Source organism: Synechococcus sp. TAK9802, from assembly GCF_014279535.1.
Lineage (GTDB): Bacteria > Cyanobacteriota > Cyanobacteriia > PCC-6307 > Cyanobiaceae > Parasynechococcus.
This window is the reverse complement of the sequence record NZ_CP047937.1, coordinates 894,890-918,669: the sequence shown is the minus strand read 5'-3', so window position 1 is coordinate 918,669 and position 23,780 is coordinate 894,890. Positions and strand designations below refer to the sequence as shown.

General features: G+C 57.4%; 38 protein-coding genes. 16 read left to right on the top strand and 22 right to left on the bottom strand.

The window, feature by feature from the left end:
- Positions 1 to 46 precede the first annotated feature (46 nt).
- The 4 genes from SynTAK9802_RS05255 to SynTAK9802_RS05240 all read right to left on the bottom strand — a co-directional run bounded on the left by SynTAK9802_RS05255 (position 47) and on the right by SynTAK9802_RS05240 (position 1,181).
- Complete coding sequence (locus SynTAK9802_RS05255) at positions 47 to 229, bottom strand: hypothetical protein (protein ID WP_186497649.1); 183 nt, start codon at positions 227 to 229, stop codon at positions 47 to 49.
- A gap of 108 nt (positions 230 to 337) precedes the next feature.
- The gene (locus tag SynTAK9802_RS05250; protein ID WP_170951960.1) at positions 338 to 505 is read right to left on the bottom strand and encodes a hypothetical protein; all 168 of its coding nucleotides are present in this window, start codon (positions 503 to 505) and stop codon (positions 338 to 340) included.
- 48 nt (positions 506 to 553) lie between these two features.
- Complete coding sequence (locus SynTAK9802_RS05245) at positions 554 to 754, bottom strand: hypothetical protein (RefSeq protein WP_186497648.1); 201 nt, start codon at positions 752 to 754, stop codon at positions 554 to 556.
- A gap of 61 nt (positions 755 to 815) precedes the next feature.
- Positions 816 to 1,181 carry an AbrB family transcriptional regulator gene (locus SynTAK9802_RS05240; RefSeq protein WP_186497647.1) on the bottom strand — a complete coding sequence of 122 codons (366 nt, stop codon included), beginning with the start codon at positions 1,179 to 1,181 and terminating at the stop codon, positions 816 to 818.
- 245 nt (positions 1,182 to 1,426) lie between these two features.
- Here SynTAK9802_RS05240 and SynTAK9802_RS05235 point away from each other — a divergent pair, with 245 nt between their 5' ends.
- Together SynTAK9802_RS05235 and SynTAK9802_RS05230 are read left to right on the top strand one after the other, a co-directional pair.
- Complete coding sequence (locus SynTAK9802_RS05235; protein WP_255487868.1) at positions 1,427 to 1,636, top strand: DUF1651 domain-containing protein; 210 nt, start codon at positions 1,427 to 1,429, stop codon at positions 1,634 to 1,636.
- 124 nt (positions 1,637 to 1,760) lie between these two features.
- A complete protein-coding gene (locus SynTAK9802_RS05230; RefSeq protein WP_186497642.1) occupies positions 1,761 to 2,216 on the top strand; it encodes a lipocalin-like domain-containing protein in 456 nt (151 codons plus the stop codon).
- Positions 2,217 to 2,234: 18 nt separating this feature from the next.
- On the opposite strand, the gene SynTAK9802_RS05225 is transcribed toward SynTAK9802_RS05230, so the two are convergent.
- The gene (locus tag SynTAK9802_RS05225; protein WP_255487867.1) at positions 2,235 to 2,492 is read right to left on the bottom strand and encodes a hypothetical protein; all 258 of its coding nucleotides are present in this window, start codon (positions 2,490 to 2,492) and stop codon (positions 2,235 to 2,237) included.
- 82 nt (positions 2,493 to 2,574) lie between these two features.
- Here SynTAK9802_RS05225 and SynTAK9802_RS05220 point away from each other — a divergent pair, with 82 nt between their 5' ends.
- A complete protein-coding gene (locus SynTAK9802_RS05220) occupies positions 2,575 to 3,813 on the top strand; it encodes a cytochrome P450 (RefSeq protein WP_186497638.1) in 1,239 nt (412 codons plus the stop codon).
- On the opposite strand, the gene SynTAK9802_RS05215 is transcribed toward SynTAK9802_RS05220, so the two are convergent.
- From SynTAK9802_RS05215 to SynTAK9802_RS05190, 6 genes are all read right to left on the bottom strand, one after another.
- Complete coding sequence (locus SynTAK9802_RS05215; RefSeq protein WP_186497637.1) at positions 3,795 to 4,061, bottom strand: hypothetical protein; 267 nt, start codon at positions 4,059 to 4,061, stop codon at positions 3,795 to 3,797. The genes SynTAK9802_RS05220 and SynTAK9802_RS05215 overlap by 19 nt on opposite strands.
- A 65-nt stretch (positions 4,062 to 4,126) precedes the next feature.
- Positions 4,127 to 4,351 carry a hypothetical protein gene (locus tag SynTAK9802_RS05210; RefSeq protein ID WP_011364493.1) on the bottom strand — a complete coding sequence of 75 codons (225 nt, stop codon included), beginning with the start codon at positions 4,349 to 4,351 and terminating at the stop codon, positions 4,127 to 4,129.
- 12 nt (positions 4,352 to 4,363) lie between these two features.
- Positions 4,364 to 4,978, bottom strand: coding sequence for a hypothetical protein (locus SynTAK9802_RS05205; RefSeq protein ID WP_255487866.1), 615 nt, complete (start codon positions 4,976 to 4,978; stop codon positions 4,364 to 4,366).
- Positions 4,979 to 5,415: 437 nt separating this feature from the next.
- Positions 5,416 to 6,285 (bottom strand): phycobilisome rod-core linker polypeptide, encoded by an 870-nt coding sequence (locus SynTAK9802_RS05200; protein WP_186497633.1) that lies wholly within the window; start codon positions 6,283 to 6,285, stop codon positions 5,416 to 5,418.
- Between the two features lie 175 nt (positions 6,286 to 6,460).
- A complete protein-coding gene (locus SynTAK9802_RS05195; RefSeq protein ID WP_186498040.1) occupies positions 6,461 to 6,694 on the bottom strand; it encodes a hypothetical protein in 234 nt (77 codons plus the stop codon).
- Positions 6,695 to 6,896: 202 nt separating this feature from the next.
- Positions 6,897 to 7,082, bottom strand: coding sequence for a hypothetical protein (locus tag SynTAK9802_RS05190; RefSeq protein ID WP_186497631.1), 186 nt, complete (start codon positions 7,080 to 7,082; stop codon positions 6,897 to 6,899).
- 197 nt (positions 7,083 to 7,279) lie between these two features.
- Between SynTAK9802_RS05190 and SynTAK9802_RS05185 the strand changes: the two genes are divergently transcribed.
- The 4 genes from SynTAK9802_RS05185 to SynTAK9802_RS05170 all read left to right on the top strand — a co-directional run bounded on the left by SynTAK9802_RS05185 (position 7,280) and on the right by SynTAK9802_RS05170 (position 8,849).
- Positions 7,280 to 7,507: a hypothetical protein gene (locus SynTAK9802_RS05185; RefSeq protein WP_186497629.1), complete on the top strand. Its 228-nt coding sequence runs from the start codon at positions 7,280 to 7,282 to the stop codon at positions 7,505 to 7,507.
- 665 nt (positions 7,508 to 8,172) lie between these two features.
- Positions 8,173 to 8,352: a hypothetical protein gene (locus SynTAK9802_RS05180; protein ID WP_114989333.1), complete on the top strand. Its 180-nt coding sequence runs from the start codon at positions 8,173 to 8,175 to the stop codon at positions 8,350 to 8,352.
- A 49-nt stretch (positions 8,353 to 8,401) separates the two neighbouring features.
- On the top strand, positions 8,402 to 8,578 hold the full coding sequence (locus SynTAK9802_RS05175; protein ID WP_186497626.1) for a hypothetical protein: 177 nt from the start codon (positions 8,402 to 8,404) through the stop codon (positions 8,576 to 8,578).
- 103 nt (positions 8,579 to 8,681) lie between these two features.
- A complete protein-coding gene (locus SynTAK9802_RS05170; protein WP_170951026.1) occupies positions 8,682 to 8,849 on the top strand; it encodes a hypothetical protein in 168 nt (55 codons plus the stop codon).
- Positions 8,850 to 8,867: 18 nt separating this feature from the next.
- Here SynTAK9802_RS05170 and SynTAK9802_RS05165 read toward each other — a convergent pair whose 3' ends face one another.
- From SynTAK9802_RS05165 to SynTAK9802_RS12555, 4 genes are all read right to left on the bottom strand, one after another.
- On the bottom strand, positions 8,868 to 9,752 hold the full coding sequence (locus SynTAK9802_RS05165; RefSeq protein ID WP_255487865.1) for an LOG family protein: 885 nt from the start codon (positions 9,750 to 9,752) through the stop codon (positions 8,868 to 8,870).
- A 57-nt stretch (positions 9,753 to 9,809) separates the two neighbouring features.
- Positions 9,810 to 11,198, bottom strand: coding sequence for a PhoH family protein (locus SynTAK9802_RS05160; protein WP_186497622.1), 1,389 nt, complete (start codon positions 11,196 to 11,198; stop codon positions 9,810 to 9,812).
- A gap of 214 nt (positions 11,199 to 11,412) precedes the next feature.
- Entirely contained in the window at positions 11,413 to 11,592 is a 180-nt protein-coding gene (locus tag SynTAK9802_RS05155; RefSeq protein WP_186497620.1) for a hypothetical protein, read from the bottom strand.
- 170 nt (positions 11,593 to 11,762) lie between these two features.
- Positions 11,763 to 11,891, bottom strand: a complete 129-nt coding sequence (locus tag SynTAK9802_RS12555) for a hypothetical protein (protein ID WP_255487864.1) — start codon at positions 11,889 to 11,891, stop codon at positions 11,763 to 11,765.
- Between the two features lie 193 nt (positions 11,892 to 12,084).
- On the opposite strand from SynTAK9802_RS12555, the gene SynTAK9802_RS05150 reads away from it, so the two are divergent.
- The gene (locus SynTAK9802_RS05150) at positions 12,085 to 12,438 is read left to right on the top strand and encodes a hypothetical protein (protein ID WP_255487863.1); all 354 of its coding nucleotides are present in this window, start codon (positions 12,085 to 12,087) and stop codon (positions 12,436 to 12,438) included.
- A gap of 16 nt (positions 12,439 to 12,454) precedes the next feature.
- Here SynTAK9802_RS05150 and SynTAK9802_RS05145 read toward each other — a convergent pair whose 3' ends face one another.
- Entirely contained in the window at positions 12,455 to 12,691 is a 237-nt protein-coding gene (locus SynTAK9802_RS05145) for a hypothetical protein (protein ID WP_186497618.1), read from the bottom strand.
- Positions 12,692 to 13,091: 400 nt separating this feature from the next.
- On the opposite strand from SynTAK9802_RS05145, the gene SynTAK9802_RS05140 reads away from it, so the two are divergent.
- Positions 13,092 to 13,352 (top strand): hypothetical protein, encoded by a 261-nt coding sequence (locus tag SynTAK9802_RS05140; protein WP_186497616.1) that lies wholly within the window; start codon positions 13,092 to 13,094, stop codon positions 13,350 to 13,352.
- Between the two features lie 323 nt (positions 13,353 to 13,675).
- Positions 13,676 to 13,798: a hypothetical protein gene (locus SynTAK9802_RS12550; protein WP_255487862.1), complete on the top strand. Its 123-nt coding sequence runs from the start codon at positions 13,676 to 13,678 to the stop codon at positions 13,796 to 13,798.
- A gap of 14 nt (positions 13,799 to 13,812) precedes the next feature.
- On the opposite strand, the gene SynTAK9802_RS05135 is transcribed toward SynTAK9802_RS12550, so the two are convergent.
- The 3 genes from SynTAK9802_RS05135 to SynTAK9802_RS05125 form a co-directional block, all read right to left on the bottom strand.
- Complete coding sequence (locus SynTAK9802_RS05135) at positions 13,813 to 14,001, bottom strand: hypothetical protein (protein WP_186497614.1); 189 nt, start codon at positions 13,999 to 14,001, stop codon at positions 13,813 to 13,815.
- 2,435 nt (positions 14,002 to 16,436) lie between these two features.
- Positions 16,437 to 16,685 carry a DUF3104 domain-containing protein gene (locus tag SynTAK9802_RS05130; protein ID WP_186497613.1) on the bottom strand — a complete coding sequence of 83 codons (249 nt, stop codon included), beginning with the start codon at positions 16,683 to 16,685 and terminating at the stop codon, positions 16,437 to 16,439.
- 232 nt (positions 16,686 to 16,917) lie between these two features.
- A complete protein-coding gene (locus SynTAK9802_RS05125; RefSeq protein ID WP_186497612.1) occupies positions 16,918 to 17,412 on the bottom strand; it encodes a hypothetical protein in 495 nt (164 codons plus the stop codon).
- A 174-nt stretch (positions 17,413 to 17,586) separates the two neighbouring features.
- Between SynTAK9802_RS05125 and SynTAK9802_RS05120 the strand changes: the two genes are divergently transcribed.
- From SynTAK9802_RS05120 to SynTAK9802_RS05110, 3 genes are all read left to right on the top strand, one after another.
- Positions 17,587 to 17,802, top strand: coding sequence for a hypothetical protein (locus SynTAK9802_RS05120; protein WP_244276013.1), 216 nt, complete (start codon positions 17,587 to 17,589; stop codon positions 17,800 to 17,802).
- A 778-nt stretch (positions 17,803 to 18,580) separates the two neighbouring features.
- Entirely contained in the window at positions 18,581 to 18,769 is a 189-nt protein-coding gene (locus SynTAK9802_RS05115; protein ID WP_083757090.1) for a hypothetical protein, read from the top strand.
- 113 nt (positions 18,770 to 18,882) lie between these two features.
- Positions 18,883 to 19,272, top strand: a complete 390-nt coding sequence (locus SynTAK9802_RS05110; protein WP_115009202.1) for a putative quinol monooxygenase — start codon at positions 18,883 to 18,885, stop codon at positions 19,270 to 19,272.
- 42 nt (positions 19,273 to 19,314) lie between these two features.
- Here the strand turns inward: SynTAK9802_RS05110 and SynTAK9802_RS05105 are convergent, their stop codons facing one another.
- Both SynTAK9802_RS05105 and SynTAK9802_RS05100 read right to left on the bottom strand, forming a co-directional pair.
- A complete protein-coding gene (locus tag SynTAK9802_RS05105) occupies positions 19,315 to 19,569 on the bottom strand; it encodes a hypothetical protein (protein ID WP_186497611.1) in 255 nt (84 codons plus the stop codon).
- Complete coding sequence (locus SynTAK9802_RS05100) at positions 19,562 to 19,954, bottom strand: hypothetical protein (protein WP_255487861.1); 393 nt, start codon at positions 19,952 to 19,954, stop codon at positions 19,562 to 19,564. The genes SynTAK9802_RS05105 and SynTAK9802_RS05100 overlap by 8 nt, the downstream gene beginning before the upstream one ends.
- A gap of 359 nt (positions 19,955 to 20,313) precedes the next feature.
- Between SynTAK9802_RS05100 and SynTAK9802_RS05095 the strand changes: the two genes are divergently transcribed.
- From SynTAK9802_RS05095 to SynTAK9802_RS05085, 3 genes are all read left to right on the top strand, one after another.
- Positions 20,314 to 20,583: a DUF1651 domain-containing protein gene (locus SynTAK9802_RS05095; RefSeq protein ID WP_244272276.1), complete on the top strand. Its 270-nt coding sequence runs from the start codon at positions 20,314 to 20,316 to the stop codon at positions 20,581 to 20,583.
- 70 nt (positions 20,584 to 20,653) lie between these two features.
- Entirely contained in the window at positions 20,654 to 20,833 is a 180-nt protein-coding gene (locus SynTAK9802_RS05090) for a hypothetical protein (RefSeq protein ID WP_115009204.1), read from the top strand.
- A 648-nt stretch (positions 20,834 to 21,481) separates the two neighbouring features.
- Positions 21,482 to 23,245: a gamma-glutamyltransferase family protein gene (locus tag SynTAK9802_RS05085; RefSeq protein ID WP_186497610.1), complete on the top strand. Its 1,764-nt coding sequence runs from the start codon at positions 21,482 to 21,484 to the stop codon at positions 23,243 to 23,245.
- A 16-nt stretch (positions 23,246 to 23,261) separates the two neighbouring features.
- On the opposite strand, the gene SynTAK9802_RS05080 is transcribed toward SynTAK9802_RS05085, so the two are convergent.
- The gene (locus SynTAK9802_RS05080; RefSeq protein WP_186497609.1) at positions 23,262 to 23,654 is read right to left on the bottom strand and encodes a DoxX family protein; all 393 of its coding nucleotides are present in this window, start codon (positions 23,652 to 23,654) and stop codon (positions 23,262 to 23,264) included.
- Between the last annotated feature and the right edge of the window lie 126 nt (positions 23,655 to 23,780).

Here is a 23,780-nt window from a genome sequence, read left to right as displayed (position 1 = left end):
GGCGTTGCCTAGATGCCCACCCATTCAGGCCACGATCCGAGCGGCGTCAATAGGCCACGTTCAACTCGTCTGATCCATAGCGGAGCAGGAAATCCGCTTCGGATTGATCGGAGAGCAGCAGGCAGGTGTGGTCGTTGGCGCCGGTTCGGTAGCAGTAGACGTCGAGCTCCTCGGGATTGCGGTTGGAGTGGATCACCTCCCCCGTCCGAAGCACGTAGCGCGTTGCCATCACCTTCCACCCAGAGGTTCCTTCGCGATAGCGCTGATCCAACCCGATCAATCATCTCTGTGCTGAGCTGCGCACCGGGCGTGGTTCGGCACTGAGGTCAACGCGAGCTCATTCGTTGTCGACGCGGATGAAAAAGCGACTCTCCACGTCCATCTCGCCCTGATCATCGGTCTCCGGATCGCCCTCCACCAGCTCCACAGCGAAATCCTTGTCATCCAGTTCGTGCACAACGCTCTGACCGTGCACCAGGTTGTGGACGAGCAGGAGTCGTTTCATGGGTGGAGGAAGACGCCGTTCCACCGGTTGATAGCAACAGCTTGATCTTCAGCGGAAGCCGAAACCTTCTCGGATCGGCTGCTTGGCGGAATACTCCCGCGAGAGCGCATCAAGCATCAGGGCGATGTAGCGGTCATCCATGCCGATGTCCTGCTTGAGCTGTCGCATCAAACTATTGATGCTCTTGAACGCGTCTGGAATCTGATGGTCCAGATGCTCCTTGGTGGGTTGATAGGGCATCGGAGCCAAAAAAGTCCCCGTGGAACCTAAGGGAACCACGGGGAGAATGGTGTTGTTGCTGAACCGGAGATCAATCCTCTTCTTCGGAACCGCCAACAGGGATCAGGCGGATCTGCTTGCGTCCAAGCTTGATCTCATATTCATCGCCGGGCTGCAGTTCCAGCAAAGCGGTGTAGGCCTTGCCAATCAACAGATTGCCGTTGCCCTGAACCACAGCTTTGTAAGACAGCTTGCGACCACCTTTGCCCACAGCGGATCCACCGGTGGAGAAGGAAAGGCCCTTGGCTTCCAGCAGAGCCTCGTAGAACGCGGTGAATTTCACCTGCTCAGAGCCGTCTTTCTTTTTGACGACGTAACCACAACCCCTGGCCAGATCTGTTTTGGCGCAATCGCCAAGTTCCTTGACGCGGTTGAGCAATTCAGCTCCGGTAAGCATAGGTCTGTGAGGTCGTTACTTCTCTATTAGAACAAATATTGTGCTGCTCACAAGGGGGAAAAAGGATTGAATTCAGTTGAGTGGCTGGAAAAACAAAAAATCAGCATGTGTGAGCAGCTTGTGTTGGTGGTTTGACAAAGCCCTCGGCGTCAAACAGTTGGCCTCGAGAATGCGTTCAAATGGCCAACTCCCAGCACCAATCAACATCCCAATCAAACCCTGACCAGGGTGGGCGGGGATGGTTGGTGAACACAACCCAACAGCGGCTGGTGCATTTCAAGCCGGAACTGAATTCAGAAACCACGGCCTGGGTTTCGATCAGGACGTATCACTACGACCCGCCCCGACCACCGCAACCCATCAACCATCGCCGCGTTCTGCATCAGAACGCGATCGACACCTGGAGTGTGATGTTGAAGCGGGGCTGGCGGCCCTGCCGCGCTCCAGCACGCTGATCACTTTCGTTGTTGTTGCTACTGGTTCGGCAATCAATGGCATCAATTGCACAGCAATGCCTCGCTTCAGGCTGTCCAAGCCAAGCCACGATCGATAGGTTGCCGCTCAGGAACAGATTCAGTTGTGAGCGTCAGTTCGGTTCAGCCCGCCCAAGCGATCAGTTCCACCAGCGTGCATGGCGCCTGGCAATTGTTGAGCTACGACGTTGAGGAACAAGCCAAGGGCAACACCTTTGCATCGATGGGGGACAACCCCAGCGGCTATGTGATCTTCACGGCGGAGGGTCGTCTCTCCTTCATGCTCTCGGCAGAGGGTCGCCAACCGGGCAGCAATGCCGAGGAACGATCGGCCCTGTTGAGCAGCATGATCGCCTACACCGGCACCTACCGGCTCGAGGATGACCGTTGGATCACCCAGGTGGATGTGGCCTGGAACCCGGAATGGGTGGGCACGGAACAGACCCGCTATTTCGCGATCGAGGGCGACGTGCTCACGGTGCACACCCCCTGGCGGGTGATGCCCAACTGGCCCGAGAAAGGCCTCACCCGCAGCATTGTTCGTTTTCAGCGCTGCCGCTGAAGGGTTTCAAGAGAAGACTCAGGCGGCGGTCTCGCCCTTCTGGCCACCACAGGCGTGGCGGGGTTGGTAGCCCTGCTGCTCAGCCAGGTAGCGGAGATAAACAATCTGATGACGGTCCGGCATGCCCACGGCGGCAATCAGACCCAACGGCCCAAACAGAAAACCCGCAACAGCCCAGCGGTTGCTGTTGCGCGCCTTCTGGGCGGCAACGGTTTTCGAGAGGCCGGCGCTGATCAGATGAGCGATCAGCACAAACAGCAGAGACTTGAGTTCCACGGAGAACGCACAGCACACCCGTTGAGATAGCCAGCGTCTGCAGCACTGTCAGCCCTAGAACGTCAGCTCACGCCGAGCTGAGATGGCCACCACCCCCCTCCCCAGCACAGGCGCCGTGAGCGGACTGGGGGAAACCCTGGCCTTCTTCACCCAGGCGGATTTCGCCCAGCGGCGCTTTGAGACCCACGGCGATGTGTTCGAAACCAAGCTGCTGGCCCAGCGGATGGTGTTCATCCGCGGCGAACGGGCCATCGGCGACCTGCTGGGGCAGGGGGATGCCTTGCAGGGCTGGTGGCCCGAAAGCGTGCGGCAACTGCTGGGCAGCCGATCGCTGGCCAACCGCAGTGGCCCGGGGCACAAAGCCCGGCGCCGGGTGGTGGGGCAACTGTTCTCCAGCGCAGCACTGGCGCGCTACACCCCGTCGATCGAGCAGATGGTGGCGGAGCTCTGCCAGGAGCTGATCACCACCACCACACCATTGCCGCTGGCGGCACGGATGCGGCGCTTCGCCTTTGCCGTGATCGCCACCACGGTGCTGGGGCTGGATGGCGCCAGCAGTGATGCCCTGTTCGCCGACTTCGAGATCTGGACCCGGGCCCTGTTCTCAATTCCGCTGGCGATTCCCGGCACCCCCTTCGCCAAGGCGATGGCGGCACGCCAACGGCTGCTGAAGCGGATCAAAGGCGTGCTCCAGGCGGGCACCAACCAAGGCGGGCTTGATCTGCTGAGCGGCGGCTTGGATGAAGCCGGCATGCCTCTGGACGATGACGATCTGGCCGAACAGCTGCTGCTCTTGCTGTTCGCCGGCTACGAGACAACGGCCTCATCTCTGAGCTGCCTGTTCCGGGCGCTGCTGCTCAACCCCGAGGTGGAGCATTGGTTGCGCGATGGGTTGGCGAGCGAGGCGTCATCAGCACGGTTGGACGCAACAGTGCTGGAGGTGATGCGGCTGACGCCGCCGGTGGGAGGCTTTTTCCGGCGCAGCCTGGCGCCGATCGAACTAGCGGGGGTTGCCGTTCCCGAAGGCAGCGTGATTCAGGTGGTGCTGAGCCCGACGTCAGCCGGTGATGACGAGGATCTGGCGGCATTCCGGCCGCAACGCCACCTGGATGGATCGTTCAAGCAGACCCTGCTGCCCTTCGGTGGCGGCGAACGGGTCTGCCTGGGCAAGGCCCTGGCGGAACTGGAAATCCGCCTGATGGCGGTGGGACTGCTGCAGGCGGTGGAGCTGCAGCTGCAGCCGGATCAAGACCTGGCGCTGCAGCTGATCCCCAGCCCCACACCCAAGGAAGGATTGCTGGTTCAGGCCACCGCGCGGTGATGGTTACTGCGACGACGACGGCCGAGGGGTTCGATCCAGTCCACCAGCACTTCCTGGTGGCGCAGCATCGGCTCCGGCAGGCGGCAGCCGAGGTTGATCTGGCCTTGGTCCATCAGGCGTCCAAGCCGGATGGCGGCGGCTTCCTCCGGCCGATCAAAGCTGGTCTGATGCGAAGCCAGCCAGTTCACCTCGTGCTCAGTGATCACCCCGGTGGAGAGGCTCTCCAGGAAGATTTCTCCGACGGTCATGAGAAATGTGTAACGAATTCGTTACATCCTGGCGCGGCCGGCCGGCAGCTGCGATTCAGGGCCGCTCAGGCCAGCCACTGATCGGCATCCATCACCTTCTTGATCAGCAGGCCGAGGCGCTTGAACTCGGCGAAGTTCACATCCTTCACCGCCTGATCCAGGCCGCAATCCACCCAGGCGCCGTCGCGCTTCTCCTCAATCGTGAAGTCCTGCTCAAGGCTGTCGCGGCGGATCCGGTAGGTGATGCCGTCCTCGTGGAGGTAGTCGGCGGAAACCAGCTGCAGACCCATCGATCGCTCGCATCAATCCAGCGATGGTGGCGCGAAGGTGTCGGCCACCGCAACAATCCAGCGGGCGGCCGCAGCCGTCACCTGTTCTTTGGTGACGTTGAACTCCAGATCGTGCCCCTGCTCGAGCAGATCGGGAATGATCGTCTGCCAGGCCATGCCGGCGGCACTGGCGTTGAGATCACCGATCAGCACGAAGGCCTTGGCCGCTCCGGTGACGGCATCGGTGTATTCGGGATTAGAGCTCACCTTGCTGCGGTACCAATCGCCCACCAGATCGCGCTGGGCCTTGCTGAGAAAAGGTGGGGCGCCAACGAGGTAGGCGTCGAGCACCAGCATCGGGCTGGGCACGCTCTTGCCGGGGTGCTTGAGCTCGAACCAGGCCTGGCCGATGGAGGCGGCATCGGGCCAATGGCAAAGAATCGCGGCGTCCTGGCTGTCGAGAGAACGCTGGCTGGCCAGCTGATCAATCCGCTCGAGTAGGGCCGGCCCGGTGAGGGGCGGTTCACTGCGGGCATGCTCGGCGCGGGCTTCATTGATCGCCTCGGCCACGGCCGCCTCGTTCTCATTGAGCTGCTCGAGGGCCCGCTTGAGGTTGGCGTCGGCGTCAGCGGGGCTGGCCACAAGCATCAGGCGGGGTTAATCCCCAAGATGTCATCCGCTTCACCCAGCCGCAGCGAAACCATCGGCAGGTTATTGATAATTTTCCACCTGCAGGTTGTAGCCCGAGACCAACAGGTTTTTATCCAAACAGATCTCAGCCGGAAATTGCGGGGATGCCGATTTGATCAGACGCAGATGAACGTCGGTGGGCTTGTATCCCGCTCTCAGACAACATTCAAAGAATTTGGAAACGGCAACTTCAAGAACTTCAGTGCCAAACAAGGGCGTTACCCGGCCGCTTTCATGCACCAATAGCCCGAAGTAATGCATCCACAAGCCAAAGAACTCGGGGACTGTACGCAAATGAAGATGATTCTCAATGAGTACTAATACCCATGAAAAAAGCAGGAGGGTTGCCCCTCCTGCTGTTCATTGATCGGTTGATCGCTGCTTGAAGCAGAGAATCAATAGCTGCCGTAGTTGAACTTGCCGCCATACATGCGGCGGTAGGCGCTGTTGCGGGCGTTCTTGACGGCGTTGGTGTAGGAGAAGCCGCTGCCATCGCCGGAGAAGGCACCGCTGCCAGCAGTGAAGCCGCTGAGGTCTTTGGTGAGGCGCTTCACCAGCAGAGGGCCGGTGTACATCACGTGCTCAGCACTGGCATTGGCCGGGGTGATGTCAGCCATGCCCACGAAGGTGGAGCAGGCAGCCCGGGCTTCCGACTTGAAGCCGCGCAGGTAGGGAACCGTGTCGGCGCCGAAGGTCTCGAGGTACTCCTCGGAGTGGGTGAGGCTGTCGACGAAAGCGTCGAAGCCCTGGTCAGCAATCAGCTGGATGCCAGCGCTGATTTCCTGCTGACTCACCGGAGGACGGCCCAGCAGGTGCTTGGTGGTGAGCTCGATGCCGCGCATTGGCGACACGGCGTGAAAGAACTTCTGCTTGTAGAGCTCAGACTTGACCAGGCCACCCATGAAGCCCTGAACGTTGATGCGGCCATCGCAGAGGAAGGCTTCCAGGGAGGTGAGACGCTGGCTGTCGGAGATGCCGATGTTGCCGAACACCTGCTTGTAGGCCGCGGCGATGGCGGTTTCCAGGGCCGAGCTGCCGGTGGCGGCATAGGAGTGATTCACCGCTCCGAATGGGCAGACCTCATGGATCCGAGGACCCATGCCGATGCCCATCGAGGCGCATTGGTTCTGCTTGTATTCAGCGTTGCTGGATGCAGCTTTGCCAGCGTTGGAGCTGGCGCTCTTGGTGGCAGTCGCGGAGTTCGCAAACGCGAAGGACACCCGCTGATCGTGGGTGAAATCCCGCTTGTACTTCAGAGCTGGCATCCGAGGAACCAATGAAATTCAGTTCAAGTTATGGCGATGACTTCATGCGCGCTGATGAACTTATAAATAGTTCAAAGTGAGCGTTACATGGCGCAATCAAAGCCGCTGACTGCAACTTGATCCCCACAACTTGAAATGGCTGAAAAGCCAGACCGGAACTGAAGTTCTGACGGGATCAGCCGCCGTTGCAGGTGCGAACGGCTTCGGCTTGGGAGCGGCCCTCGGCCACAACGGTTTCGACGCAGCCGTTGAACAGGCGGCTCTCCTGCTTCACGGCGCACAGACCCACGGCAATGGCCGCCAACGACACAGCCGACACCACGGTGGCGGAGATCTGAACCAGGCCATAGGCGAGCATCGCCCGCTTCTTGCCGCCGCAGGCCTGCTGGTTGGTGGTTTCCTCGGACATCACAAATAAGCAACGCCGAGACCCTATGGATCGGACGTTGGCAACGGGAGCGAAATCACGACCGTGATCACCGAACAGGCGATCACCGCAGCAGGCCACCACCCGCTGGGTCTTGAAAAACTGCGCCGTCGCTTCGATGGCTTCGTTCAACGCACGCGACTCGAGCCGCAGCTCTATCCCAGGCTTTTCGGATGCCCCTCTTTTAGCGGCGTTTGGATGGCTCAGCTGCGGAGCCATCACGCCCCGCATCCCGACGCACAACACCGCGGATGCAGTGGGGATAGCGCTCACGCCCCAGGCGCCAGGCCTGGAGGGCATCCGCCACCTGCACCGTTTCGGTCTGCAGCTCCTCTTTGCGCTGAAGAATCAGGTCATACAGAGGAGACATGCAAACCGGCAGCGCACCCCTTTATTGAGCAACAAGCCAATGAATTCCACATCCCTCAGTTGGGGGAGACATCTGTGTTGCCATATCCCTCAATTGATGGATTTAAAGCAACGAAGTGGGCGCCAGCCCCCCTTCGTGTCATTTGGCACAACAGCATTGATGTGGAGCCAGCACATTGATGCTGTTGCTTCAAAGCTGTGGCCAGCCGGCTGCGTCGATCCCTGCTTCAACTCGGTGACCGTGTTGGTCGCCGTGTGCCGCGCTGGCCGGAAGGATCCTGGCCCGATGCCATGCAACGCAGTCCCCGCCGGGTCCGCAGCACCGCCAAGGATGTGATCAAAAGCGGAGCTCAAGCAGCTGTTGATCTGGGGCGCAGAGCTGCTCGCCTGGGGATGGAATCCATCAAACGCGCCAGCAACCGATGAACAGTGGCTTGCTGGTGTTGTCTGTTCTGCTGTTTATGGCCGGTGTCACCTTGATCAGCATCGGCTGATTAGGCACAAACACTCAACGCGATCAAACGGATTGATCGGCAACCAAATCGACAAAACACGACAGCGGTTGATACAGCTTCTCGTTGGAATCCAACAGATCGTGGCTGCAATCGAGTCTAAAGCCCATGGAATTCCTGATTGCCGGCTGCTTCATCTTTCCGCTTTCAGCCCTCTGGATTCAATCGAGGGAAGACGACAACAATGAAGACGAGATGGACTTCCTCTGAATCAAGCCCTGGAGGACGGCAAGACCGAGGCCTTCAATTCATGGGCCAGAAGATCAGTGGCCAACATGGTGAGAGCAACACCCATAAGGGCAAGGGCCATGCCCTGATTTTTGTCTGAGGCAACAGCTACATTCCTGGACAATTCCAGATGTTTTTCCCAGGAGAAATGCATCAGCTCCAGGCCTGTACATGCTTTCTAAGGCCATTAGCCTTTGCGATCCGAGCGATCAGCGGCATTCAGAAATGTTCTGTAATGCAAGCAATGCATTGAGTTGAGCATTCTTTCCTCAAATCGGTTGCAACTACTACGTTTTCCATTTGCAGCCTCAAAAGTTCTCGGGTACGTTCCGCTCACAAAGTCACAAGCCAATGGAACCCATCGCGTTGACTCTGGGCCAGAAATTTGAAATCGAAAAATTCTCAAGGGAGATCGATAACTCGGACGATCTTGCGGCTCTTAAAAGCATTGCCAAAGACCTCCTGGTGGCCTGGAAACAACAACAAGCCGCCTCAGCCTGGATCGTGCGCCAGCAGTCCCAGGGCCTCTGAAGTCAGCTGATTTCGTTGCTAACGACTTACGACGATGGAAGACAACCAAATGATCACCACCATCTCGGTGGAAATGGATGCCTTGCGTCTTCTACACCGGGCTGTATCGGAGGCCTACGCCAACTGGCCCGGTGGTGATGCCAACGAACAAGCCTGCCTCTTGAACATGAAGACCCAGCTCTATGCGGCCTTGATGGACCACCTGCTCGAATCAGGATCCATCTGAGTCCACTTCCGAAGCAAATCAGTCGCTTTCCTTTAGTCGGTAGAAAAACTCATGTAGTGGCAGCAGCTGCGGCAACAGACTTGATCCGGCCGTGGAGTTCGCCATGCAATCTGATCGCTCCCGCCTGCGCGAGCTGGAGATCCGTGTCGCCAACCCGCAGCACTGGAGTTCCGGCGAACACCAGATCAATGTTGAAAACCTGAGGCAGCTGCGCTTTCAGATCGAAGATCAACTCAAGAAACTGCGCCAGCACAACCAGCCATCCGCTTGATCGGGAAGCTGGGCCTGCTCATCTCGCCTCAGGCTCGGCCTGCGTTCGGCTGCGGATGAACTCCCAGGCCTCGTCCGCTGAATCTGAGAAATGAATCAGATCGAGGTCTTCATCTGAGATCAAGCCCGTCTCGGCGAGATAGTCGAAATCCACCAGCCTCTTCCAGAAGTCTGTTCCAAACAGAACGATGGGCATGCTGCCCTTAGTGCCCACTTGCCGCAGGGTGAGCAGCTCAAACAGTTCATCGAGCGTGCCGAAGCCACCCGGGAAGAGGATGGCGCCAATCGAGCGCATCACAAAATGGAATTTGCGTAGTGAGAAGTAGTTGAACTTGAAGCAGAGATCAGGGGTGATGTAGGGATTGGGATGTTGCTCAAACGGAAGGGTGATATTCAGCCCAATCGAGCGGCAGCCGGCCTCAAAGGCACCCCGATTGGCGGCTTCCATGATTCCAGGCCCGCCACCGGTCACGATCACATGGGATGAGCAATCGTGGGGTTGTTCCCTGTTGCACTGACCATGCCGGGACGCCAATGAGGCGAATTCCCGGGCTGCATCGTAAAAACGAGACAACTCCACGAGCTGTTGTGCATGGGCGACTTGTCGCTTCAACACCGGTGAGCTTGGAGTTTCACTGAGCCGTTGCTCGGCTTGCGCCAGCTTCGCGGCAGCAGTGTCGCTCTCGACGATCCTGGCCCCACCAAAAACAATGATCGTCGATTCGATTCCAGCTGTTTCCAGATGCAGATCCGGTTTGGTGATTTCAAGCAGCATGCGCACACCACGCATGGCATTGCTGTTCAGCAAGTCGGGATCTTCATGGGCAATTCTGTAGGTGGGGGACTTCAGAATCGCGTCCAGGTTGGCTTGCTCAGGCGATGCAGTACTTGGGAATTGGGTCATGTGTTCAACAGTCATTGGTCTTAGCGATGTCGGCGGTATCGGCGATGTCGTCTTGCGTCAGAGGATGTTGGCGGCCAGTTCAGCCAGTTCACTGCGCTCTCCCTTGGTGAGGGTCATGTGGCCCACCAGGGGCTGACCTTTGAGCTTTTCCACCAGCCAGGTGAGTCCATTGCTTTCGGCATCCACATAGGGATTGTCGATTTGATATGGGTCACCGGTGAAGACAACCTTGGTTCCTTCACCCACCCGCGTCACGATCGTTTTCACTTCCAGGGGCGTGAGGTTCTGCGCCTCATCCACCACCAGGAACTGATTGGGAATCGATCGGCCGCGGATGGTGTTGATCGCTTCCACCTCAAGCAAGCCCATGCCTTGCAGGTCGGCCCAGGAGTTGCGTGGTTCGCGCTGCCGCTGTTTCTTCGTCTGCTCAGCATCCCCGCCGGGAGACGAACCGGTGATGAAGTCGATGTTGTCGATGATCGGCTTCATCCAGGGGCCGAGTTTCTCCTCAAGCGTGCCCGGCAGGTAGCCGATGTCTTTACCGAGGGAGATCGGTGGGCGCGTCACCAACAGGCGGGCGTAGTGATGGGTGTCGGCCACCTGGTGCAAACCAGCAGCGATGGCTAGCAGCGTTTTGCCCGTGCCGGCCTTGCCCACCAGAGTCACCAGAGCGACGGAGGGATCGAGCAGCAGATCCAGCGCGAAGTTTTGCTCGCGGTTTCTCGCCTTGATCCGGCCCAAATGGGCGCGGTTCAGCCAGTGCAGTGGCTTGATGGTGTTGCTGTTGCCTTGATGCCGGGCCAGCAGGGAGTGGCTGTCGTTGCGCTTATCCACCAGCACCACGCCTTCATTGGCCTGGAGATGCTGCTCCTCAGAGTTAATGACAGCCTCCAGGGGCAGCTGATCCTCGTCATGCAGGGTTTTGATCGTCTCCGCATCGGTGCTGAGTTCACGGAACCCTGCGTAGAGATCGTCGATCGAGACGTTGTCGTTGACGTAGTCCTCGGCCTGCAGGCCCACCGCATCAGCCTTGATGCGGAGGTTGATGTCTTTGCTGATCAGCACTACCTCGGGGGCCTGCGTCAGCCCGCTGCATCGCATCTGCTCGAGGGCCACCGCAAGGATGTTGTTGTCGCCGCCGCCCCCCTGCAGTTCTGCCGGCAAGGCGTTGAGAGCTTGGGCCTGACAGAAAATCACCTGCAGCATGCCGTGATTCGTGCCCTCAATCGGAACGCCATCGGCAAGGCTTCCGCGGGCTCGGTAGGAATCCAGGAGCCTTGAAATGCGCCGAGCATTGCGGCCTTTTTCGGAGTGATCCTTTTTGAAGCGATCGATTTCTTCAACCACTTGCATGGGGATCACAACCCTGAGATCCCCAAAGCGGTGCGGCGCCTCAGGATCGTGGAGCAGCACATTCGTATCGAGAACAACAATTTTGTCTTTCATTGAACTTCACCATTGATGGATCAATTGGTGTTAAAAACTCATCAAGGTCGTGACCTAAAAAATCACCACAGCAGAGCCCCTTCTCCCCGCAGATAAGACGCAGGGAGAAAGAAGATTGCAACAACAAAACCAGGCAGATCAGCCAGGTGTGGTTGCTTGAACCAAAGAGGATCGATTGCGTTGCCTTGATGACGTCAACGACGACGTACTGGGCTCAGTCGTCGTAGATCTTGCAGCCAGGCGCAGTCGGCGAGGTGTCGCAACGCTCCTCCCAGTACAGATCGTGCTGAGATTTCATCGCTTGCTTGGGTTCGTCAGCCTGCACTTGCTGCATCTTGTCAAATGCATTGAGGGGAATGCAGAGATCGAAAAAACCTGAACAGATCGTGACCATCTCTCTCCTTGTCGCTGACTTATCTCTACTCCTCTCCCCTCCAGAATCAATAGGTACTTAACCCATTCCTTTACACAAACAAAAAACCGCTCACACCTGAGGAAGAGCGGTTGATGGATCGCGCAGATGAACGGTCTCAACCGCGCTCTAATCACTTGTCAATGAATTGATCAAGCAGCCTGCTGGTTGCCTGAATCTTCTTCTTCCGATCGGATGAACCGCTTGCGTTGAGCGGATTCGTTGCCGGACAAATCGTTCCCCTTTGAAGGCTCCACGGGCTTGCGCTCGGGTTTGTCCATGCCCATCAAGAGGGGATGAATACCTCTCCTGCTCATTGAAGTTTCCTCTTATTCAGATCTCGCGTCGTGGTCTCGCGGCCCTTTCGCGTCAATTAACTATCGCGCAGATCAGTCGCAGGCGCGCCCCGCAATGCTTAAGAGAATCTTGCGAGTCTCCCAACATCACCGGCCTGGGAAGGATTGAGGCAGCAGAGTGAGAGAACGAATCGAACGCAATGCACTGCGGGGTGCTCCGATGATTTGGATTCGAACCAGCCTCGCCGCGACAGGCCTCGCCGTCGCCACAGCCATTCCGGCAAGCGCTGAGATCGTTGCCTCAACCTGCCGGCTGCTCAGCTACGACGGCAACATCACCAGCGTGGAAACCTTCCGCTGCGACTTCATGCAGCGCGGCGGCAACGTGATGGTGAACAGTGCTGAGCATGAGTTCAGCTTTCTGGCTGCCGAGCAAGGGGAGACCTACATCCGCATCAACTCCATCCCGCTGCGTTTCACCCGCACGGGTGAGTTCACCCTGGAGGTGACGCAATCGCCCTGGCTGCGCTGAAGAGGAGTTGACCGGCTTAACCAACCAGGCGGTCATCGGAATTCAAAAGCGCCTTTCCTTTCGCAACCCTCACCACTTCGCCTGTGAGCCCAGGGCTTTGATAGATGACGCGATAGACGTTCGTGAAAGCAAGCGACTTGGCGCGTGCATTCACGAACGCCTTGAACTCAGTTTTGAAGCACTGTTCTTGTACCCATTGGTCGGGCCCATCGCTTCGCTCAACGCAGTACATCGTTTGGAGCATGGAGGACACGCAGCTTGATGAGGCTGCGGCCGCTTGGCCTCGATCGACAGGCCAGCTTTGGGATCACGTCTTCAGTTGATGACGCGAAGCCTGGTGCCAACACTCTCCAAAGTTGTTCTTTGGCCTTGAACGTCGATCAGATTTGAATGCACAAGTTGGGTGTAAACGTTGGGTACACACGACGGAATCACATCGCGTCGAGCGATGAGGGATGCGATTCCGCCACCGGTGTGCCCTCGAACGCACAGCACGGCACTTCGGTTGTATCCCCTCTCAACCGATTGAAATCGAGTCACCAACTACCGAAGCGCGTTCTCGCTTCAGCCATCCGGGCGTGATCCGTGATGATAGTGACAATTCCAATTCTGAGACCAATTCGTGTAAAGTTTCAATAAGTAGCCCCAGGTCGATGCTCAAAGCTTTGTTCTCCCTTGTGTTTACAGCAGTGATGTGGGTTCAGGTGCCGCAGTGGCAGCCGGACTGGTCGCAGTGCTCCGTTGATACGCCGGATGTGGACTGTCACTGGTACGTCACGGCACCCGACAACACTTTTGGTGAAGGCTTCAGCTGGGAGAACGCACCCTGGTTCAGTGCCGAAGGGCTTCGGGATGTGGGTGATCTGAACAACACGATGACCACGATCCACAGCCAGGCCCTTTCGGGCACGTGACGCAACCAGCAAAGCGTCAGCCCTAACCTTTCTTTTTGGAGAGACTTCAGTGAACGACTACTCAGCAGCTATCACCGCTCTCATCGTGGTCACCGTGGTGATCTCTGCTGCCGTCGTTTATGTGCTGGCTCAGCCAACCGACCTGCCCAGATACAAAGAAAACAAGGATCAATAAAGGCCACCTCGTGGGTGAACACTGACCGTGCCACCCACATCGCCCCAAAGGTCTGAATTCAGCACTAGGGTCGCCCGATTACTGGCATACACCTGGCGTGAAAGGTCCGAACCTCGCTTTTGTAGGCGGCTCCGTGATCGTCGCGATCATGGCGGTGGTTGTGTTTATTGGTGCCGCCAACGCTGGCGACTGCCCTCGCAGCAAATCAGCCGAGGTCACATCAGTTGAGGCTCACCACAACGCCGATGACAAGGCTGACGTTGAAGCCTGATCAGCTCCAAAACCTCAGCGAAGCGGGTCAACCTCAACTGGGGTGATGGTCTGGAGCGTGCTCAGCGCCTCACTGATGGTCTGTCCGACAAAGATTCCTCCGGTGAGCACCGCAGCGAAACAAGCCATCCCGAGGATGAGTCCGGCTGCAATGCGAGTGGAGCTCGTGGTTTCCGCTTTGCGTTGCTCAGTGCTGAAACCCACCTGACTTGCTGCGACAAACCAGTTGTGGCTCAAACCGCTCCCGGTTTCAACTGGGCAACAAATCACTGCGGTGCTTTGCCGTAGGCCCTGTTCCCCTGCGGCTCCCCACTGGGTTATCGAGAAATGGTTTCAGGCTTGAAGCGATTTCTCTTGTTGATGCAGCCAAACTGCGAGTTCAGCTTGATACAAATAAACGGTATCTGAACGAACCTGTATCAACAACCATCAAGCATCTTGGCGGTTTTCATTTGTGACCCCTATCATCGTGCGCTTGAAAAGACTTGTGCTTCCAAGGACTTCTCCACTCTCAGGGCCCTTCCGTGTGACCAATCCCAAACCCAAACGGTGGAGAACCGCCATCAAAGCCCGAGAGAATCAGCTGCTGACTCTTGCCAAGGAAGCTTTGCTAGCGAAGAAGGAAAGAAGAGTGATTCATTTTCTGGACTACATCGATCAAGACATCGCTGCATAGCCAGCATTTGGTGCGCCGGACCCCTGGCAGGAGGTTCTCTACCTGGTGCAAGGAGTTACAGAAAACCCCTGGAGATCTCACCTCCAGGGGCCGGTGTCCCTCGTTTGACGACAAATCCACTTTGCTCCAGATAACTCGTAAAGGGAGTGGGAGAACCGTCGGAAAAAGTCGTGGACACCGGCCATGGTTTGGTCGGCAACAGGCAAAAAAAAGGCGGCAGGGAATGCCGCCCATCAACAAGGGGACGAATGCGTCGAAGGTGCTGGCATCCCAGCAACACCACCCTCTTCAATCAGTCGGCGGTGCCGTGGGCATCGTTTACGAACTGCCAAAAAAAGGGGGTGTTCCCTAAGCACCCCCACGTTCGACGCATCGCCCCTTCACCGAAGAAGCTCCCAAATGATGACGTGAGGTTCAGCGACAAGTCGTCGCCATCACGACAAAACGATGGGTGTGGTCAGCAACCCAAGAAAAAGACAGGATTTCCTCGCCGCTATGAGTAGAAGCGCTTACCGGTGCTTTCTGGTGCCGACCGCTACGACAGCTCTGCTTCAACCCGAGGCATGACAGAAACAGGCCACACCACAACCTTGATGGAGTTCGCACTGCTTGCGTTGTTTACCTGCTCGCTTGCTTCAGTCATTGCAACGTTTTTCCGCGGGACCTACTGATGAGGAGCACGTCCCGTCGGTTGGCATTGGAGCACCGCTTCGCAAGCACCGTGCTTTGGTCGCTTTTTGCGGCTCTGATCTTCCAAGCCTTGGCGAGTCGATAGGCAGTTTTATCGGCACAAGCCAGCAACAACCCGTCTTACCAATGGGAACTCACTTTTTGAACGGCTGCCGCCTTATGCAGACATGGTGTTGAGCTCTTGCCTGTTCTTCAGAACTTGAGCATTGATGTGCATCAAAACATTATCTGCTTCCTGAATAAATTTTTCCCGACACCATTGATCTGCAACCCTTCCAGCCGCATCCATCAGAGTGATGTATTGCTCTTCAAGTGTCACTTACTTTTTGCAGTTAGTCAACAATAGCAGGGCTGACACTGGCTGCAGTAGTTGCTGATACCTGAAGCTCGACAACAAGAAAACCTCTCTTCTCACAACTGGGCAGCCATAAAAAAGACCTCCGCCAAAGGCAGAGGTCTCAAAACAATCTCAGGGATGCGACCTTGTTTCCATCCCATGAGATGTTTTCCTCACAATTTCATCGTGACTAGAAGGCGAAAAACAGGGAAGTTACCTATGGACAGCCTGTGACTTGTCCCTCTACGTGATCGCTCACCAGAAGGCGTTGGGGCAGAAGACGGTGGATAAGAAGGCGGTGGGGCGGTATCCCTACGCCCTGGTCCATGTTCAAAGCTTTTCCGCCGAACCGTGGGTGATGCCCAAGAAAAAGTCCCGGTGTTCGATGCCGGGACCTCCGCCTCTCATGACGTAGCCCAGTCCTAACAGAGCGACTAAGTATTTATGCGTACGGCTTACACGACCAGCGTATAGCAGGTGGCACGCCTCAGCCTGGCTCGAAAGGGCTACGACTGGAGTGCCCCGGGACGGCCCGAACCACTCAGGGGCGGCGGAACCAACTTCGAGCGGTCACCTGGCCGATGGTTTCGCCTGGGGAAGATCTGCGGCTCGTCTCAGTTCCGCCCAACGGCCCTGGCAAGGGCCTGCTCCATGCGGACATACAAGGGAAGCAGCTTCGAGGAGACTTGTCTGAGGAACTCCCTTTCAGCTTTCACCGTGGCCAAAGCATGGATCAGTTGCCCCTTCTGGTCTTCGTAAGTGAAGACCTCAAGCCCTTCTGGTGAGACCTCAGCACCAACCTTGTTCCCGTCCCTGAGCAGAAATCGCGCCACGTTCATTTGAAGCAGGAGTTGATTGTCAGATGGTTTTTCTCTGGCAAAGCTGCTGTTTGCATTCCGAGACCTGATCCGCCTCGTCCCGTACCAAAAGGGGGCTTCAGCCCCTTGGAACGATGTGGGTGACGAAATCGGCGGTGACCCAGTTGATAACGCCGGTGTCGACATCGGCTACTTGGAACAACATCGGAGTCTTGGGGTTCCTGGCACCACCATCGACCCAAATCGCATCTGCCATTCGCCAGGCCCCGTCCGTGTCGGTGACGATCACGGTCATCCCCGACTTGACGTGCAGGAAGAACGGATCCGACTTGGGCGCCGAAACACTACTCCCACGATCAACCATCATAACCTTTGCTTTAGTACAGCTGTACGAGTACAAATGTGGTTCTAGGAGGCAGGGACAAAATCTGAAGGCTCAAGGAACGGGCTGGTGCAGCGGCGAACGCCGGTGCACGTCGTCACACGGCGAAGCTCTGGATTTTGGTTCAGGCAGCTTTCCGGTCACAGAAGAGAGCATTACGGATCAATGGGATCGCTTATACCGGAGAGGATCTACGCAACAACCATCGTCGTGGTTTTCACCGGCCGAGGGGCATAACTTCAGATCCACCAAGAGCGCTTCCTTTGGTCGCCAAGTCGTACATGTCTTGGTGAATATTGTCCGATTCATTGCTGAACCAATTTGTCAACTCTGGCTGCACAATTTTTTTGGGTCCTAGGTCAATGAAGGAATACTCAAGCGTGATGAAGTCACCACCAACCGTGCGATAACCAAGTTCAAGAAGCATCTGCCCGCTTGCAGATGGGGCTTCAATCTGTGCTTGCGTTGCCTTGAGGCTGAGCTCCACCAACTTGCTCGCAACCGTGCCATCACCGGATGCATCCCTAATTCTGATCATTAATGCTGCCCCCTTGCTCTGACTCAGCAAGAACTGAGTTTGCTTTCTCAGAAGCCATTGACATGCAATGGCATTGGCCTGAAGCGAGGTCTTAAAAAACGAGAGATCGTCCTGGAGATCCTGGGTCTTTTTGTGCTGCTTGAGTAAACCGAGCTTCGAGAGCAGCCACTTCATCGCATCGTTATCAACCGAGACCGTAAATAGCCCATTTTTGGGCTGGCGCGAAAGATTCTTTTTATCGCTTAACCCGAGTATCTATTGTTACCAAGAAACTTGAGGAATCACATTGTCGAAGTGTGAGCGTTGTAACGACCAAACGAAAACGATGAAAGCCATGACAGGGGAGAGTTGCCAGAACGCTCCATGGCTCAAGCAGACTTGATCGCACAGACTCCGCGCGGCTCATCCATCCAAAAAATCGAAGCCGGCAAATTTCTGGTGTGCGACAGCGAGAACGTGTGCTTCTTCACGCGCAGCCTCTACCTCGCCGAGGAGCAGCTGGAGGAAATGGAGCTTGGCTACCGGTTCCCGTATTCAACCAATTTCCGCAAAGCGCCCGCATGACAATGTGTCGAGCCATTTGCGTAGTGGATTTCGCTGAGTCGCCTGGTTCCTATGGCTTATCTGTATCGCGTCTTGGTCTCATGCACCTAGCCCGGGACGCGGACCCATGTCAGCGGCAACTGCTGGGTCCGCTTGTCTAGCGAATCCAGTCGTTCTCCCGAGGCCAATCGAGCTTTTAGGCAGTCCGTATCGGTCGAAACCATCGCAGGGATCTACCGAAATTTTTGGCGGATCAGCACATCTTCAATAATTACCAGACAAGCCTGCTGAATGGCCTCATCATTGAGCCCTCAGTCGCCCCCATACCAGATGTGGTGCTGAGCAGCACGGGGAGAGCGACCCTGGGGCTGGCAGACGAGTTTCCCCGTTGAGAGCGATCAATGGGGGAACCTCTCTGTGTCTACAAGCTGTAGACATTCAGTGCATCAGGCACAAATCAGTGTGACGTAGCGAACGTGTTTATGCGGATACCGCATCGCTCGGGGAGGACTCGCTTCTCCTCGCGGTTCCGTGGCTCCACATCGTTAAGTCGCAGCTTGGTTGAAGGTCAGCCATCGCGGCAGAGGGAGCTGCTCAAAAACCTCGGCCACGCCCCTCCACACCTATCGATTCAATGTGTACTTGATGAGCAAATCATGAAAGAAATATAATTACCTATTTGCGATATTTAAAGCTTTGAAATCAAACAAGTAATCAAGTGCTTAAGTCATCCCGTTATTTCATGGAGGACAGTATGCACAGTCAGAAGAACTCCCCGGCCTGCTTTTTGCGCTGGTCTGTGAGCAAGGTGACTGACAGGCTCTATGCGGTTGCAGCAACGGTTGACGGAAAGGAATACGACTTTGTCGGCAATTTCAAGAGCGTTCGAGAAGCACAACAAGCAGGCCGTCGCTACGCCGAAGACCTGGTTCACAACTCGATGGCTGGCGGTCGCCTGTCGCTGAAACAACAGCCTCTAGCCGCCTGATCGTCACCATCGGTTCGTAAGTTGAACACATGTTGGGTTCCCCTGGAGAGTGCACCTCCAGGGGGGGGGGTCAGCCTGAATCCATGGAACACTTGGGCACCGCCTGACATCCAATGGCCAGCTTCGACAAGACCACTCCGTTCATGCTGCTGGCACGAATCCATGTCAAACCCGGCTGTGTGGACCAATACCTGGAGCTGGCCCGCGTCACCGACGAAGCCGTTCAGGCATCTGAGCCAGGCATGGTTCACCACACCTTTGATCAGGACCCGGACGATCCCCAAGCATTCGTGTGGTCTGAGGTCTACGCCAACGACGAGGCATTCAGCGCCCACGTCTCCAACCCTCCCGTTCAGAAGTATCTGCAGAAGCATGCGGAGCTTGGCGATGGCTTCAGCGTTGAGGTGTACGGCACGGTGGGCGATGACTGCCGGCAGTTGATGGAGTCATTTGGACTTCCACTCAAGATCTTTGAAACCAAGCTTGGATACAGCAGGGTCTGAACAAAAGGGCGGAAAGAATCCCTCGAGTCTTGGAAGTCATACCTATGGGTCGCTGTTCAGCTCATCCTTGAGCTTGTCAAGACGAGTTTTGAGTTGCCTGGCGCGACGGGTTGTGGGTTTGTTGTCATGGCCCTTCAGCGCTGATTTGATCACGGCGATCTCCTTCTCAAGCTTCCGTCTCCTGGTAAAGGAAAACGCTTCCTGAGCAAGACCAATCAGAAAATCGCCCCGCGGGGCATAGCAAGGAGCATCTTCTAGGGACTCGTTGTGTGCAGACGCCTCCTCAGGATCAATCACGGTCCAGGGCTTTTTCGGCGACATCGGCCGCCACAAGAAACACATAGGAGAGTGCATTCATGTGACTGGCCAGATCTTTGATCGACTCAACGATTTCCTTTCGCGATAAACCACTCTCCCGCTGAAGTCGAATGATCTCGTGCGTCAAACGGGTCACATGGTCGCGACCGTAGTTGTAAGCAGTCCCAAAACAATCCTCACTCTGCTCATCAGTCCTGCAGGCTGCAGCAAAATCTGAGGCAATTTTCTGGGAAAAATCTTCAACCTGACGGCAGGGCATCGCTTTCTGGATTTGCCGGAATGTATGCGAGAAAAGAATGAAGCCCCAATAACTTTTTGAACCAATGCGTTGAACTTCGAATTCTTGCTTATCAAGCAAAGACAAAACTTTATGTTTTTTCTTGGAGAAACAAAAAATTGCTCAACATCTTTCACGAAGACCTCGAACCATGCGCCGACCGATGCAAAGGTGCCCTGCCTTGGTTGGACCGTGGTCGCAAGCCAAGGCCACCAGAAGCTTCTCTCAAGCCTCGTTTTGACTGAGACAAGCTTCTTTTCCTCGAGGACAACAACAACTCATTCATCCATAGACCGTCGGACTCGCGAGCGTCGTTCAGGTCTGACCAGCGTCCTGCTCGATATGGCTCACCGTTCAAGCAGCGAATTCGCCATCGTGAAGCCGGGGCGCCGCCTCGGCAGCAGATGCTTTGCAGAGCTGTCTTCTATTTGCCGTCGCCCCACCCCTTGCCCCGTTACCGCGCCACCCACGAACCACCAGAACAGCCCGGCGGAGAAGGCTGGCTGGTGAGCGCCGAGCAGCAGAAAGTGGTGCAGTTCAAACCAGATGCATCCACCGCCCATGCCCAGTGGGTGGTGGTGCGCACCTACAGCTGGATTCCGCCCAGTCCGCCGGTGCCCCAGACCCGGCGACGGATGCTGCGGCACAACGCCATCGAAGCCTGGAACACGATGCTCAAAACAGGCTGGCGACGCTGTCCACCGCCGGTGCGCTGATGAACCTCAGTGACGACTGCTGGACCGCTACTACCTATTTCGCCAACGTTGTTGAAGTTGCGATCAACCGATGACCAACGGATCCGGCACCTGGGCCAACAATCAGCCCCCAGCAGCAGCCGAAAAACTTTGGAGAGGCCTGGCTCTGGTGGGAGCTTTCCACATCGGAGGAATGCTGATCAACGTCATCTTCCAGATGATGGGCAACAACAGCCTGGATGGAATTCCAGCCAAATTCCTCGGCCTCTGAACCCATCTTCCACAACAAAACGGTTATGCGCCCCTGCAGCAGGCAGGGGTTTTTTATTGGATATCTGGGGCGCGCCAAGCGACTCAGAACCAGGGCAATCAAAGCGAGACCCAGTCATCTCGGACTGAGCACAATTACCCATTGTTAAGGGAGATTGCGCAGCATTAAGTTCTCCTCGCATGCACGAGTCGTTCCCGGGGAGTGGGCTCTTCGGGAACCTTTTTTTGGGTAAGTTCCCATCAGGTGAGTGATGTATCCCGTAGGTGGGCCTGCGGATACATCTCCTCCTAATGAACGGCCGCTTCTCGCTAACAGCCGAGAGGAGAGGAGCAGGCGAGGGAACCTGCTCCCTATTCCCTCCAGAAGCGTTTGCAGTGGTGCTCGCGCCGGCACGATCATCGGCCATGCGGGAATGATTCTCATTGAGCTGAAATGCCTATTCCACCTCCTGAGAATTCCCTGAGAAACGCTCCAATCGCACCTCGAACGGCCCTCCACTGATCCACTCTTGAGGTGAAGGCTGTGGTGCCTTCAATGCGTCAAGCAGGAGCGGGCTGAGGGGCCGGCTCTTTTTTTTGATCAGAAAGCCAGCAAAGGCCAACAGTCCGCCTCACCAGCCACAAGACTGAAACCAGCCGATCCAACGCCGTGCTCCCCCAGCTCAAAGCGTTGCTGCTGGCGCTGAGCCTTTGGAGCACCCTCCCAGCATCGGCAGCCCCGATCAGCAGGGACGATCCGGAATCCAGCGACACCAACAGCAGAGGCATCTCAACCGCCCGCGGATCCGCCGTGGTGGTCACCGCCAATCCCCTCGCCAGCACGGCAGCGCTGGCTGCGTTGAAGAACGGCGGCAGCGCCATCGATGCTCTAGTCACAGCCCAGGCAGTGCTGGCGGTGGTGGAACCCCAGAGCTCCGGCATGGCGGGTGGTGGTTTTCTGCTGCACTGGGATGCCAAGCAACGCCAGCTTGCAGTGCTGGATGGCCGTGAAGTGGCCCCCGAACGCAGCCGCCCAGGCGATCTGCTCGACGCAGCGGGGGGTCCCCTCCCCTGGCGTCAGGCCACCAGCCAAGCCAACGCCATCGGCATTCCCGGCACCGTGGCCCTGCTCTGGGAGGCCCATCAAAACCATGGCCATCTGCCCTGGAGCGAAACCCTGCAACCGGCGATCCGCCTGGCCAGCAAAGGCTTTCTGCCGAGCCCGCGTCTGTTGCGCTCCATTCGCCTGGCCCAGCGTTTCGGCGTGGCCCACAGTCCTGAGTTTCAAGCGCTCTACCTGCCCGGCGGACAGCCACCAGCAGCGGATCAACCCTTCCACAACCCAGCCCTGGCACGCACCCTGAAACTGCTTGCCAGGAAAGGGGGACCAGCCTTTTATCACGGGCCTCTGGCGCAGAAGATCCTGGACGGGGTGAATGCCCTGCAGGCCAGCGAGCCGAACTTCCGCGGCTGGAGTTCCGCTGATCTAAGCAGCTATGCCGTGGTCCGGCGAACTCCCCTCTGCAGCCAGCAGCTGCAGCACCGGATCTGCACGGTGCCGCCCCCCAGCAGCGGTGGCTTAGCGCTGCTGCAAAGCCTGGCGCTGCTGAACCAGACCACCAACCTGGCCAACTCCAGCGCAGCTGAGCCGCAGGTGTGGCGGCAGCTGGCCCGCGCCCAGGCCTGGGCCGATGCCGACCGCTTCTATTGGGTGCACGACCCCATCGATGGCTCGGTTCCCAGCACGGCGTTGCTGGATCCGGCCTACATCAACAGCCGGGCCAGAGCCATGCAGGGCGCCAACGGCGAAAGGCCAACGCCGGGATTGCCGCCAGGCATCGATCGCTATCCCTACGGCCGGCCAGATCAGGGCATCGAACAGGGCACCAGCCAGGTCACCATCGTGGATGCCAGCGGCAACATTGCCTCCTACACCTCCTCGGTGGAGACGATCTTCGGGAGTCGGCACCTTGTGGGAGGCATGGTGATGAACAATCAGCTCACCGATTTCGCCTTCAAGCCCAGCCTTGGCGGCAAACCGGTCGCCAACCGCCGGCTGCCCGGACGACGGCCGATGTCGTCGATGGCGCCGACGCTGGTGTTCCGCAAGGGCGAGCCGGTGCTGGCCCTCGGCAGCCCCGGCGGCCGCAGCATTCCCCATCTGCTCAGCCGGGTGCTGCTGGCATCCCTGATCTGGAACGAACCGCCGGCGCGGGCGGTGGGCCTTCCCCATCTCTCACGCCGGGGCACAACGCTGGTGCTGGAAAGCAATCCGCCGCTGCCCTGGCCATTTCCGCTGCAGCAGCTCAAAAGCGAAGCAAGCCCGCGGCGTCAGAGCATCGGCAGCGGCACCGCTCTGATTCAAAAAATCGGTGCTGGCTGGCAGGGGGCCGCTGATCCGCGCCGCGAAGGAACGGCCCTGGGCCTGCCCTGATCCAGCCATCAAGCGATCAACCCTTGGAGCGCAGGTGCGTGAAGCTGGGCACGCCATTGCCCCAGGCACGGGTGATGGCCAAAATCAATGCCCCGATCAAGGCCAGGTTCATCGCAAAGCCGCTGTCCACCGGGAAGGTGTGGAAGATCAGCGTGGTGGGCACCAGGAACAGCAGCAGCAGCGAGGCCCCCAGCACCGTGTTGCTGCCGAACACCAGCAGGATCGATCCGGCGATCAGCACCACGATCGCCGCCACGAGCAACACAGAAGCCAGGGGTTCGGGGATGCCCTTGGAGGCGATGAAGCCTGCGGTTTCAGCGAAGTTGGTGAACTTGGCCGGCAGGGCATTCACGAACACGGCCGCCATCAGCACCCGGCCGAGGAAATCGAACAGCTTCGAAGCAGTCATGGGGATCAAGAGCCCGCAGGCAGAGCAGTCATGAGGAGCACCCTAGAGAGCAAATGTTCAGCAAGAACAGTCATGCACCAGCAGAGGATGGGCTGATTCAGGGATGGAGATCAGCCGTCAAAGGCG

What these genes read in the sequence shown, in the direction of transcription:
- SynTAK9802_RS05255 (WP_186497649.1), bottom strand. Translation starts at nt 229, where the DNA reads ATGGCAACGCGCTACGTGCTTCGGACGGGGGAGGTGATCCACTCCAAC.
- SynTAK9802_RS05250 (WP_170951960.1), bottom strand. Translation starts at nt 505, where the DNA reads ATGAAACGACTCCTGCTCGTCCACAACCTGGTGCACGGTCAGAGCGTT.
- SynTAK9802_RS05240 (WP_186497647.1), bottom strand. Translation starts at nt 1,181, where the DNA reads ATGCTTACCGGAGCTGAATTGCTCAACCGCGTCAAGGAACTTGGCGAT.
- SynTAK9802_RS05220 (WP_186497638.1), top strand. Translation starts at nt 2,575, where the DNA reads ATGGCCACCACCCCCCTCCCCAGCACAGGCGCCGTGAGCGGACTGGGG.
- SynTAK9802_RS05215 (WP_186497637.1), bottom strand. Translation starts at nt 4,061, where the DNA reads ATGACCGTCGGAGAAATCTTCCTGGAGAGCCTCTCCACCGGGGTGATC.
- SynTAK9802_RS05210 (WP_011364493.1), bottom strand. Translation starts at nt 4,351, where the DNA reads ATGGGTCTGCAGCTGGTTTCCGCCGACTACCTCCACGAGGACGGCATC.
- SynTAK9802_RS05205 (WP_255487866.1), bottom strand. Translation starts at nt 4,978, where the DNA reads ATGCTTGTGGCCAGCCCCGCTGACGCCGACGCCAACCTCAAGCGGGCC.
- SynTAK9802_RS05200 (WP_186497633.1), bottom strand. Translation starts at nt 6,285, where the DNA reads ATGCCAGCTCTGAAGTACAAGCGGGATTTCACCCACGATCAGCGGGTG.
- SynTAK9802_RS05195 (WP_186498040.1), bottom strand. Translation starts at nt 6,694, where the DNA reads ATGTCCGAGGAAACCACCAACCAGCAGGCCTGCGGCGGCAAGAAGCGG.
- SynTAK9802_RS05190 (WP_186497631.1), bottom strand. Translation starts at nt 7,082, where the DNA reads ATGTCTCCTCTGTATGACCTGATTCTTCAGCGCAAAGAGGAGCTGCAG.
- SynTAK9802_RS05180 (WP_114989333.1), top strand. Translation starts at nt 8,173, where the DNA reads ATGGAACCCATCGCGTTGACTCTGGGCCAGAAATTTGAAATCGAAAAA.
- SynTAK9802_RS05175 (WP_186497626.1), top strand. Translation starts at nt 8,402, where the DNA reads ATGATCACCACCATCTCGGTGGAAATGGATGCCTTGCGTCTTCTACAC.
- SynTAK9802_RS05170 (WP_170951026.1), top strand. Translation starts at nt 8,682, where the DNA reads ATGCAATCTGATCGCTCCCGCCTGCGCGAGCTGGAGATCCGTGTCGCC.
- SynTAK9802_RS05165 (WP_255487865.1), bottom strand. Translation starts at nt 9,752, where the DNA reads ATGACCCAATTCCCAAGTACTGCATCGCCTGAGCAAGCCAACCTGGAC.
- SynTAK9802_RS05160 (WP_186497622.1), bottom strand. Translation starts at nt 11,198, where the DNA reads ATGAAAGACAAAATTGTTGTTCTCGATACGAATGTGCTGCTCCACGAT.
- SynTAK9802_RS05155 (WP_186497620.1), bottom strand. Translation starts at nt 11,592, where the DNA reads ATGGTCACGATCTGTTCAGGTTTTTTCGATCTCTGCATTCCCCTCAAT.
- SynTAK9802_RS12555 (WP_255487864.1), bottom strand. Translation starts at nt 11,891, where the DNA reads ATGGACAAACCCGAGCGCAAGCCCGTGGAGCCTTCAAAGGGGAACGAT.
- SynTAK9802_RS05140 (WP_186497616.1), top strand. Translation starts at nt 13,092, where the DNA reads ATGCTCAAAGCTTTGTTCTCCCTTGTGTTTACAGCAGTGATGTGGGTT.
- SynTAK9802_RS12550 (WP_255487862.1), top strand. Translation starts at nt 13,676, where the DNA reads ATGGCGGTGGTTGTGTTTATTGGTGCCGCCAACGCTGGCGACTGCCCT.
- SynTAK9802_RS05130 (WP_186497613.1), bottom strand. Translation starts at nt 16,685, where the DNA reads ATGATGGTTGATCGTGGGAGTAGTGTTTCGGCGCCCAAGTCGGATCCG.
- SynTAK9802_RS05125 (WP_186497612.1), bottom strand. Translation starts at nt 17,412, where the DNA reads ATGAAGTGGCTGCTCTCGAAGCTCGGTTTACTCAAGCAGCACAAAAAG.
- SynTAK9802_RS05110 (WP_115009202.1), top strand. Translation starts at nt 18,883, where the DNA reads ATGGCCAGCTTCGACAAGACCACTCCGTTCATGCTGCTGGCACGAATC.
- SynTAK9802_RS05090 (WP_115009204.1), top strand. Translation starts at nt 20,654, where the DNA reads ATGACCAACGGATCCGGCACCTGGGCCAACAATCAGCCCCCAGCAGCA.
- SynTAK9802_RS05080 (WP_186497609.1), bottom strand. Translation starts at nt 23,654, where the DNA reads ATGACTGCTTCGAAGCTGTTCGATTTCCTCGGCCGGGTGCTGATGGCG.